Origin of the sequence: Kosakonia sp. SMBL-WEM22 (assembly GCF_014490785.1) — a bacterium.
In the GTDB taxonomy this organism is placed as follows: Bacteria; Pseudomonadota; Gammaproteobacteria; order Enterobacterales; family Enterobacteriaceae; genus Kosakonia.
On sequence record NZ_CP051488.1, the window covers coordinates 823,035 to 833,685 of the forward strand.

A 10,651-nucleotide genomic window follows, 5' to 3' on the forward strand; every position below is an offset into this window, starting at 1 on the left:
TGGGCTGGTTAATCTGGAAACGATTTTTACGCATTTAATTAACAAAAGAGTACAACTATGCAAGATGCAGCAATCCGCGTAGCCATCGCGGGCGCTGGCGGTCGAATGGGCCGACAGTTGATTCAGGCGGCACTGGCCACGAAGGGCGTCGCCCTCGGCGCGGCGCTGGAGCGGGAAGGTTCATCTCTGCTGGGAAGCGATGCGGGCGAACTGGCTGGCGGGGGTAAAAGCGGTGTCACGGTGCAGAGTAGCCTTGAGGCGGTAAAAGAGGATTTCGATGTCTTTATCGATTTCACCCGCCCGGAAGGGACGCTTCACCATCTCGCCTTTTGCCGTCAGCACCATAAAGCCATGGTCATCGGGACTACCGGCTTTGACGACGCGGGCAAGCAGGCCATCAGCGATGCGGCGCAGGATATTGCCGTCGTCTTTGCCGCCAACTTTAGCGTCGGCGTGAACGTTATGCTTAAGCTGCTGGAGAAAGCAGCAAAGGTGATGGGCGACTACACCGACATTGAAATTATCGAAGCGCACCACCGTTATAAAGTGGATGCCCCGTCAGGTACGGCGCTGGCAATGGGTGAAGCAATCGCCGGCTCACTGAATAAAGAGTTAAAAGAGTGTGCAGTTTATTCGCGTGAAGGCCATACCGGCGAGCGTGTCCCTGGGACCATTGGCTTTGCTACCGTACGCGCCGGGGATATCGTCGGCGAACATACGGCGATATTCGCCGATATGGGCGAACGTGTTGAGATTACGCATAAAGCGTCAAGCCGCATGACCTTCGCTAATGGCGCGGTACGCTCCGCTTCATGGCTTAAAAGCAAAGAAAAGGGTCTTTTTGATATGCGTGATGTCCTCGATCTCAACACTTTGTAAGCATTTTTACCCTTCGTGATGTGGTTGTTGCAGTCATAATTGCTTGATTGCAAAGGGCAATAATTTATTGCCCTTTTATTTTGCCATTTATGAGCTACTTCTTGCCTCAATGCTAAGAATTTAGGTGTTTTATTACTGTTTTTTGTTTATAAAATGTAAATTTTGACCATCTGGTCTGGTTTTATGCCTTCGTCACTCTTCGGATACAATTTTCTTACCGCGCAAGCGTTTTCCCCGCTCTGCTTATCTTCTTTTTTTATCTCTTAAACCCTGTAAAGCCGGGCAGTGGCGTAAAAGAGAAAGAAAAATAGGCGTCATAAGTTGACTTTTACCCGACATCTCTCCAGAATGCCGCCGTTTGCCAAAAATCCACGGCCAGCAAATTTGCATTGATTCATCATCCTGATATGAATTAATATGCAAATAAAGTGAGTGAATATTCTCTGGAGGGTGTTTTGATTAAGTCAGCGCTATTGGTTCTGGAAGACGGAACCCAGTTTTACGGTCGGGCCATAGGGGCAACGGGCACGGCGGTTGGGGAAGTCGTTTTCAATACTTCAATGACCGGTTATCAAGAAATCCTCACTGATCCTTCCTATTCTCGCCAAATCGTCACTCTTACTTATCCTCATATCGGCAATGTCGGCACTAACGCCGCTGACGAAGAGTCCTCTCAGGTGCATGCGCAGGGTCTGGTCATTCGCGACCTGCCGCTGATTGCCAGCAACTACCGCAGCACTGAAGATCTCTCCTCCTACCTGAAACGCCATAACATCGTGGCGATTGCCGATATCGATACCCGCAAGCTGACCCGCCTGCTGCGCGAAAAAGGTGCGCAGAACGGCTGCATCATCACGGGCGAAAATCTCGACGAGACCGTGGCACTGGAGAAAGCGAAAGCCTTCCCGGGGCTGAACGGAATGGATCTGGCGAAAGAGGTGACGACTCAGGAGAGCTACAGCTGGACGCAAGGCAGCTGGACGCTAGCGGGCGAGCTGCCGGAGGCGAAACAAGAGAGCGAACTGCCTTACCACGTAGTGGCCTATGATTACGGCGCGAAACGCAACATCCTGCGTATGCTGGTGGATCGCGGCTGCCGCCTGACGGTAGTTCCGGCACAAACCCCGGCCGCAGAGGTGCTGAAAATGAATCCGGACGGCATCTTCCTCTCTAACGGCCCCGGCGACCCGGCACCGTGCGACTACGCCATCGACGCAATTAAAGCCTTCCTCGAGACCGACATTCCGGTGTTCGGCATCTGCCTCGGCCATCAGTTGCTGGCGCTGGCAAGCGGGGCGAAAACCGTGAAGATGAAGTTTGGTCACCACGGCGGCAACCACCCGGTAAAAGATATCGACAACAATACGGTGATGATCACCGCGCAAAACCACGGTTTTGCTGTTGATGAGGCGTCGATGCCTGCCACCCTGCGCGTGACGCACAAATCGCTGTTCGACGGTACGCTGCAGGGCATTCACCGCACTGATAAGCCGGCCTTCAGCTTCCAGGGCCACCCGGAAGCCAGTCCTGGCTCGCACGACGCCGCGCCGCTGTTTGACCACTTTATTGAATTGATTGAGCAGTATCGTCATACCGCCAAATAATCAGGAGAAAAAGAGCCATGCCAAAACGTACAGACCTAAAAAGCATCCTGATCCTTGGCGCTGGCCCGATTGTTATCGGCCAGGCGTGTGAATTCGACTACTCCGGCGCGCAGGCGTGTAAAGCACTGCGCGAAGAGGGTTACCGCGTTATCCTGGTGAACTCCAACCCGGCAACCATCATGACCGACCCGGAAATGGCGGACGCCACCTATATCGAGCCGATCCACTGGGAAGTGGTGCGCAAAATCATCGAAAAAGAGCGCCCGGATGCGGTGCTGCCGACGATGGGCGGCCAGACCGCGCTCAACTGCGCGCTGGAGCTTGAGCGCCAGGGCGTGCTGGAAGAGTTCGGCGTGACGATGATTGGTGCTACCGCAGATGCGATTGATAAAGCGGAAGATCGCCGCCGTTTCGATATCGCGATGAAGAAAATCGGTCTTGATACCGCACGTTCCGGCATTGCGCACACCATGGATGAAGCGCTGGCCGTAGCGGCCGATGTCGGCTACCCGTGCATTATCCGTCCCTCCTTTACCATGGGCGGCACCGGCGGCGGCATCGCCTATAACCGCGAAGAGTTTGAAGAGATTTGCGCCCGCGGCCTCGATCTCTCTCCGACCAAAGAGCTGCTGATTGATGAGTCGCTGATTGGCTGGAAAGAGTATGAGATGGAGGTGGTGCGCGATAAGAACGATAACTGCATCATCGTCTGCTCAATTGAAAACTTCGACGCGATGGGTATCCATACCGGTGACTCCATCACCGTGGCCCCGGCGCAGACCCTGACCGACAAAGAGTACCAAATCATGCGTAACGCCTCGATGGCGGTACTGCGTGAAATCGGTGTGGAGACCGGCGGCTCCAACGTGCAGTTCGCGGTGAACCCGAAAAACGGTCGTCTGATTGTTATCGAAATGAACCCGCGCGTTTCCCGCTCCTCGGCGCTGGCCTCGAAAGCGACCGGCTTCCCGATTGCGAAAGTGGCGGCAAAGCTGGCGGTAGGCTACACGCTGGATGAGCTGATGAACGATATCACCGGCGGGCGTACCCCGGCGTCGTTCGAGCCCTCTATCGACTATGTCGTGACCAAAATTCCGCGCTTCAACTTCGAGAAATTTGTCGGCGCTAATGACCGCCTGACCACGCAGATGAAATCTGTTGGTGAAGTGATGGCGATTGGCCGCACCCAGCAGGAGTCGCTGCAAAAAGCGCTGCGCGGCCTCGAAGTCGGTGCCACTGGCTTCGACCCGAAAGTGAGTCTTGATGACCCGGAAGCGCTGACCAAAATTCGCCGCGAGCTGAAAGATGCGGGTGCGGATCGTATCTGGTATATCGCTGACGCTTTTCGCGCCGGCCTTTCCGTCGATGGCGTCTTCAACCTGACCAATATCGACCGCTGGTTCCTGGTGCAGATTGAGGAGCTGGTGCGTCTGGAAGAGCAGGTCGCCGCGCAGGGCATTAACGGCCTGAACGCTGACTTCCTGCGCCAGCTGAAACGCAAAGGCTTCGCCGATGCGCGCCTGGCGACGCTGGTTGGCGTGCGCGAAGCGGAGATCCGCAAGCTGCGCGACCAGTACAACCTGCACCCGGTTTACAAACGCGTTGATACCTGCGCCGCGGAGTTCGCTACCGACACCGCCTATATGTACTCCACTTATGAAGAGGAGTGCGAAGCGAACCCCAATCAGGATCGCGAAAAAATCATGGTGCTCGGCGGTGGTCCAAACCGTATCGGCCAGGGTATCGAGTTCGACTACTGCTGCGTCCACGCCTCGCTGGCGCTGCGCGAAGATGGTTACGAGACCATTATGGTCAACTGTAACCCGGAGACCGTCTCCACCGATTACGACACCTCCGACCGCCTCTACTTCGAGCCGGTCACGCTGGAAGATGTGCTGGAAATCGTGCGTATCGAGAAGCCGAAGGGCGTGATCGTGCAGTACGGCGGCCAGACACCGCTGAAACTGGCGCGCGAGCTGGAAGCGGCGGGCGTACCGGTTATCGGCACTAGCCCGGACGCGATTGACCGCGCGGAAGACCGCGAGCGTTTCCAGCAGGCAGTAGAGCGCCTGAAGCTGCTGCAACCGGCTAACGCCACGGTCACGGCGCTGGAGCAGGCGGTTGAGAAAGCGAAAGAGATCACCTACCCGCTGGTGGTGCGTCCCTCCTATGTACTGGGCGGCCGCGCGATGGAGATTGTCTACGACGAAGCCGACCTGCGTCGCTACTTTATGACCGCAGTCAGCGTCTCGAACGATGCGCCGGTTCTGCTGGATAAGTTCCTCGATGACGCGGTAGAAGTGGACGTGGACGCGATTTGCGACGGCGAAAGCGTGCTGATTGGCGGCATTATGGAGCATATTGAGCAGGCAGGTGTTCACTCCGGTGACTCCGCCTGTTCACTGCCAGCCTATACGCTCAGCCAGGAGATTCAGGATGTGATGCGCCAGCAGGTACAGAAACTGGCCTTCGAGCTGCAGGTGCGCGGTCTGATGAACGTGCAATTCGCAGTGAAAGATAACGACGTCTACCTGATTGAGGTGAACCCGCGCGCGGCGCGTACCGTGCCGTTTGTCTCGAAAGCGACGGGCGTTCCGCTGGCGAAAGTGGCGGCGCGCGTGATGACCGGCCAGACTCTGGCTGCGCAGGGCCACACCAGCGAAATCATCCCGCCCTACTACTCGGTGAAAGAGGTGGTGCTGCCGTTTAACAAATTCCCGGGCGTTGACCCGCTGTTAGGGCCGGAAATGCGCTCGACCGGGGAAGTGATGGGCGTTGGTCGCACCTTTGCTGAAGCGTTTGCTAAAGCGCAGCTCGGCAGCAACTCCACCATGCAGAAGCGTGGCCGCGCGCTGCTGTCGGTGCGTGAAGGGGATAAAGAGCGCGTGGTTGATCTCGCCGCCAAGCTGCTGAAACAGGGCTTTGAGCTGGATGCTACCCACGGCACGGCGATTGTGCTCGGTGAAGCAGGCATTAACCCGCGTCTGGTGAATAAGGTGCATGAAGGGCGTCCGCACATTCAGGATCGTATCAAGAATGGCGAATATACCTACATCATCAACACCACCGCAGGCCGCCAGGCGATTGAGGATTCAAAACTGATTCGCCGCAGCGCGCTGCAGTACAAGGTGCATTACGACACCACCCTGAACGGCGGCTTCGCCACCGCGATGGCGCTGAATGCCGACGCCACCGAGAAGGTGACATCCGTGCAGGAGATGCACGCGCAGATCAGCAAGTAACAGAGCGGGCCGGTTTACCGGCCCGAGTTTTTTGTATTTGTACTATTTTGTAGGCCGGATAAGGCGTAGCCGCCATCCGGCAATAATGCCTGATGGCGCTTCGCTTATCAGGCCTACGCGATCCTGGCCGCATTAACCCACCTTCAGAGTCCTCTGTATTTTCCTCATACCTCAGCAAGTTACCCTACACTTACTCGCAAGAAGCCTAAAATTCACTGCAAAACAGGGAGAGAACCATGAAAACTAAACTTCTGCTCACATCCGTCATGACTGCCGCTGCGCTGTTCACCGTTGCCGGTTGCTCCTCCAACCAGGCTGTAGAAACCACCGATGGCAAAACCATCGTCACTGACGGCAAGCCGCAGGTAGATAACGACACCGGTATGGTCTCCATTAAAAATGCAGAAACCGGTAAAACGCAGCAGATCAACCGCGACCAGGTTAAAGGTATGAGCGAGCTGGATAACTAATCCACCACGTTCAGGGTGCGGTGGCGCTCGCCGCCGCACGACCACGCTCAATTCCCCTACAGATTGCTACTGTTAGCTAATCGATTAACTGTCTACACTCTCTGAAAATATCAGTGAAACAGGTAATCGATGATCCTCATTATTTACGCCCACCCCTATCCGCAGCACTCCCATGCCAATAAGCGCATGCTTGAGCAGGTTGCGACGCTGGATGAGGTAGAAATCCGCTCTCTTTACGATCTCTATCCCGATTTCAATATCGATATTGCCGCCGAGCAGCAGGCGCTGGCGCGTGCCGATCTCATCATCTGGCAGCACCCGATGCAGTGGTATAGCGTCACGCCCCTACTCAAACTCTGGATCGATAAAGTGCTGGCTCACGGCTGGGCATATGGCCAGGGCGGCACTGCGCTGCGCGGTAAAAGCGTGATGTGGGCGGTCACCACCGGCGGCGGCGACCACCACTTTGATTTGGGCGCACACCCCGGCTTTGAGGTGCTCGCCCAGCCTTTGCAGGCCACGGCGCTCTACTGTGGGCTGACGTGGCTGCCGCCTTTTGCCATTCACCGCACCTTTATCTGCGATGACGAAACCCTGCAAGCGCAGGCCCGACAATATAAACAGCGTTTGCAGGCATGGCTGGAGGTGCAGCGTGGATAGTCACTCAATGATTCAGGCGTTGATCTACCTGGGCGCGGCGGCGCTGGTGGTGCCCATCGCCATGCGCCTCGGCCTCGGTTCGGTGCTTGGTTACCTGATTGCCGGTGGCATTATCGGCCCGTGGGGATTACGGCTGGTCACCGATGCGGAGTCGATTCTGCACTTCGCCGAAATCGGCGTGGTATTGATGCTGTTTATCATCGGCCTCGAGCTCGATCCGCAACGGTTGTGGAAATTGCGCGCCTCGGTATTTGGTGGCGGCGCGTTGCAGATGGGCAGCTGTGGCCTGCTGCTCGGCGGCTTCTGCCTGCTGCTTGGGCTGCCGTGGCCGGTGGCGCTGCTGATTGGCCTGACGCTTGGGCTCTCATCGACCGCTATCGCCATGCAGGCGATGAATGAGCGGAACCTTACCGCTTCGCAGATGGGGCGCAGCGCCTTTTCAGTGCTGCTGTTCCAGGATATCGCCGCGATTCCGCTGGTGGCGATGATCCCGCTGCTGGCCGCCAGCGGCGGGGCGATGACCCTCAGCGCCTTTCTATTATCTGCGCTAAAAGTCGTCGCGGCGCTGACGCTGGTGGTGCTGATTGGGCGCTATGTCGCGCGCCCTGCGCTGCGCTTTGTCGCCCGCTCCGGCCTGCGCGAAGTCTTCTGCGCCGTGGCGCTGCTACTGGTCTTCGGCTTCGGTTTGCTGCTGGAAGAGGCGGGGCTGTCGATGGCGATGGGCGCGTTCCTCGCCGGTGTGCTGCTTGCCAGCTCCGAGTATCGCCACGCGCTGGAGAGCGATATCGAGCCGTTTAAAGGGCTGCTGCTCGGGCTCTTCTTTATCGGCGTCGGCATGTCGATCGATTTCGGCACGCTGGTGAGCCATCCGCTGCGTATCCTGCTGCTGCTGGGCGGTTTCCTGGTGATTAAAACTGGCGTGCTGTGGCTGATCGCACGTCCTTTAACCGTGCCGCGTAAGCAACGCTGGTGGTTCGCAGCGTTGCTGGGGCAGGGGAGTGAATTTGCCTTTGTGGTGTTTGGTGCCGCGCAAACGGCGCAGGTGCTGGACAGCGAATGGGCGAAAGCCTTAACCCTCACCGTGGCGCTGTCGATGGCGGCAACGCCGCTGCTGCTGGTGCTGCTTGCGCGTCTGGAAGCGGGCGGTGGCGATCGGGAGCGGGAAGCTGATGCCATCGACGAAGAGCAGGCGCGGGTCATTGTCGCCGGCTTCGGCCGCTTCGGGCAGATCTCAGGGCGTCTGCTGCTCTCCAGCGGCGTGAAGATGGTCATCCTCGATCACGATCCTGACCATATCGAGACGCTGCGCAAGTTTGGCATGAAGGTCTTCTACGGCGACGCGACCCGCGTTGATCTGCTGGAGTCTGCGGGTGCGGCGCGGGCGGAAGTATTGATCAACGCAATTGATGATCCCGAAGCCAGCCTGCACTTAACGGCGCTGGCGAAGGAGCACTTCCCGCACCTGCGCATTATTGCCCGCGCCCGCGATGTCGATCACTACATTCGCCTGCGTCAGATGGGCGTCGATGATCCTGAACGTGAGACCTTCGAAGCTGCGCTGAAAACCGGGCGTCAGGCGCTTGAAGGTCTGGGGCTGGGCGCTTATGAGGCGCGTGAGCGTGCCGACCGCTTCCGCCGTTTTAATCACGACATGATTGAAGAGATGGCAAATGCAGAAGATGGCGGCCAGGGGCGCGTCGCGGTGTTTAAACGCACCAGCGCCATGCTGACGGAGATTATCGCCGAAGATCGCGCGCATCTCTCCGTCACGCAGCGCCATGGCTGGCAGGGTACAGAAGAGGGACGGCATACGGACGATCCGGCAGATGAACCCGCGGCGAAACCGCAGCCCTGATCGCGCCGCCTGTTAAGGCTGCTTGACGGCTAATGGCTTGATAGATTAGGCATGGAAAGCTGGCGGTGCGGATATGCGCACGGGCACCGCCAGCAGAAGAGAAATTTTTCTTCTTCTTTACCTTGCACACCGTCGACGAAAGATTGTGCTTTCCGTATAGTGGCGACAATTTTTTGCATCCAGGAAATGAATGAATGATCAGTCTGATTGCGGCGTTAGCAGTGGATCGCGTCATCGGTATGGAGAATGCCATGCCGTGGGATCTCCCTGCCGATCTCGCCTGGTTTAAGCGCAACACCTTAAACAAACCTGTTGTGATGGGCCGCCTGACATGGGAATCCATCGGTCGCCCGCTGCCGGGGCGTAAAAATATTGTCATCAGCAGCCAGCCGGGCACCGACGATCGCGTTGAGTGGGTGAAATCCGTTGAGGATGCGCTGGCGGCGTGCGGTGATGCGCAGGAGATCATGGTGATCGGTGGCGGCCGCGTGTATGAGCAGTTCCTGCCGAAAGCGCAGCGCCTCTATCTGACGCACATTGATGCGGAAGTGGAGGGCGATACCCATTTCCCGGACTACGATCCGGACGAGTGGGATTCGGTCTTCAGTGAATTCCACGACGCGGACGCGCAGAATTCACACAGCTACTGCTTCGAAATTCTCGAGCGTCGCTAATAGCAAAATCCCCGGCATGCCGGGGATTTTCATTTCAGGAAGCGATGGCTTCACCATCTCCCAGATCCATCTGGCGATTCGATGGCTGGGTGAAGATCTGTTTATCTTCCCAGCGCAGGCAGGTGAGATCCCCGCCCCAGCAGCAGCCGGTATCCAGACCGTAAATCCCCTCCGGCGTACCTTCCCCTTCCAGCGATGCCCAGTGGCCGAAGATGATGCTGTACTCTTGCGCGACCGGACCCGGAATCGAGAACCAGGGTTTCAGCGGTGCCGGGGCATTCTGCGGCGTATCTTTGCAGTACATATCCAACTGTCCATTCGGGAAGCAGTAACGCATCCGCGTAAACGCGTTGGTGATAAAGCGCAGACGAGCGAGACCGCTCAGCTCTGGCGACCAGTGGTTCGGCAGATCGCCATACATCGCATCAAGGAACAGCGGATAGGAGTCACTCGCCAGCACCGCTTCAACATCGCGGGCGCAGCTTTTTGCCGTATCGATATCCCACTGCGGCGTGATGCCGGCGTGAGCCATCACCACCTTTTTCTCTTCGTCGATTTGCAGCAGCGGCTGGCGACGCAGCCAGTTGATCAGCTCATCGGCGTCGGGCGCTTCCAGCAGCAGGTTAAGCCGATCTTTTGGCTTATTGCGGCTGATACCGGCAAAGACCGCCAGCAGATGCAGATCGTGGTTGCCGAGCACAATGCGCGCACTGTCGCCAAGGGATTTAACGTAGCGCAGTACATCAAGCGAGCCAGGGCCGCGCGCCACAAGGTCGCCGGTCAGCCATACGGTATCTTTTTCCGGTGAAAACTCCACCTGGTTTAACAGCGCGATCAGTTCATCAAAGCAACCGTGAACGTCGCCAATAAAGTATGTAGACATTGATTAATGGATCACTATTGGAACGGCGAGTCGGAAGACCGGAATAGCGACGCGGAAGGGGGTGCCCTGCGCATCGACCATGTCGTAATGGCCCTGCATGGTGCCCAGCGGCGTTTCAATCACCGCGCCGCTGGTGTACTGAAATTCACCGCCTGGCTCGATATGGGGCTGCTCGCCGACCACACCTTCGCCCTGCACTTCCGTTTCGCGGCCATTTCCATTGGTGATCATCCAGTAGCGGCTGAGCAACTGGATGGAGGTTCGCCCCAGGTTCCGGATGGTGACGGTGTAAGCAAAGACATAGCGCTCATGGTCGGGTTGCGACTGTGACTCGATATAGAGGCTTTGTACCTGCACAGAGACGCGGGGCGAATTGATCATGGG

Annotated in this window: 9 protein-coding genes; 7 read left to right on the plus strand and 2 right to left on the minus strand. The window is 57.4% G+C overall.

All coding sequences use genetic code 11. From position 1 onward, the window contains the following. The first annotated feature begins 57 nt into the window (after positions 1-57). The 7 genes from dapB to folA all read left to right on the plus strand — a co-directional run bounded on the left by dapB (position 58) and on the right by folA (position 9,384). Complete coding sequence (gene dapB / locus HF650_RS03985) at positions 58-879, plus strand: 4-hydroxy-tetrahydrodipicolinate reductase (protein WP_187801275.1); 822 nt, start codon at positions 58-60, stop codon at positions 877-879. A 455-nt stretch (positions 880-1,334) separates the two neighbouring features. Beyond that, positions 1,335-2,483 (plus strand): glutamine-hydrolyzing carbamoyl-phosphate synthase small subunit, encoded by a 1,149-nt coding sequence (gene carA / locus HF650_RS03990; protein WP_187801276.1) that lies wholly within the window; start codon positions 1,335-1,337, stop codon positions 2,481-2,483. 17 nt (positions 2,484-2,500) lie between these two features. Then, positions 2,501-5,725 carry a carbamoyl-phosphate synthase large subunit gene (carB, locus tag HF650_RS03995; RefSeq protein ID WP_187801277.1) on the plus strand — a complete coding sequence of 1,075 codons (3,225 nt, stop codon included), beginning with the start codon at positions 2,501-2,503 and terminating at the stop codon, positions 5,723-5,725. A gap of 236 nt (positions 5,726-5,961) precedes the next feature. Beyond that, a complete protein-coding gene (locus HF650_RS04000) occupies positions 5,962-6,195 on the plus strand; it encodes a YgdI/YgdR family lipoprotein (protein ID WP_187801278.1) in 234 nt (77 codons plus the stop codon). Positions 6,196-6,324: 129 nt separating this feature from the next. After that, positions 6,325-6,855, plus strand: coding sequence for a glutathione-regulated potassium-efflux system oxidoreductase KefF (kefF, locus tag HF650_RS04005; RefSeq protein ID WP_187801279.1), 531 nt, complete (start codon positions 6,325-6,327; stop codon positions 6,853-6,855). Further along, positions 6,848-8,710 carry a glutathione-regulated potassium-efflux system protein KefC gene (gene kefC, locus HF650_RS04010; protein WP_187801280.1) on the plus strand — a complete coding sequence of 621 codons (1,863 nt, stop codon included), beginning with the start codon at positions 6,848-6,850 and terminating at the stop codon, positions 8,708-8,710. Before kefF ends, kefC begins: the two co-directional genes overlap by 8 nt. Positions 8,711-8,904: 194 nt before the next feature. After that, entirely contained in the window at positions 8,905-9,384 is a 480-nt protein-coding gene (folA, locus tag HF650_RS04015; protein WP_023480281.1) for a type 3 dihydrofolate reductase, read from the plus strand. A 34-nt stretch (positions 9,385-9,418) separates the two neighbouring features. Here the strand turns inward: folA and apaH are convergent, their stop codons facing one another. Continuing rightward, on the minus strand, positions 9,419-10,267 hold the full coding sequence (apaH, locus tag HF650_RS04020; protein WP_187801281.1) for a bis(5'-nucleosyl)-tetraphosphatase (symmetrical) ApaH: 849 nt from the start codon (positions 10,265-10,267) through the stop codon (positions 9,419-9,421). Between the two features lie 3 nt (positions 10,268-10,270). Beyond that, complete coding sequence (apaG, locus tag HF650_RS04025) at positions 10,271-10,648, minus strand: Co2+/Mg2+ efflux protein ApaG (RefSeq protein ID WP_187801282.1); 378 nt, start codon at positions 10,646-10,648, stop codon at positions 10,271-10,273. Positions 10,649-10,651: the final 3 nt, after the last annotated feature.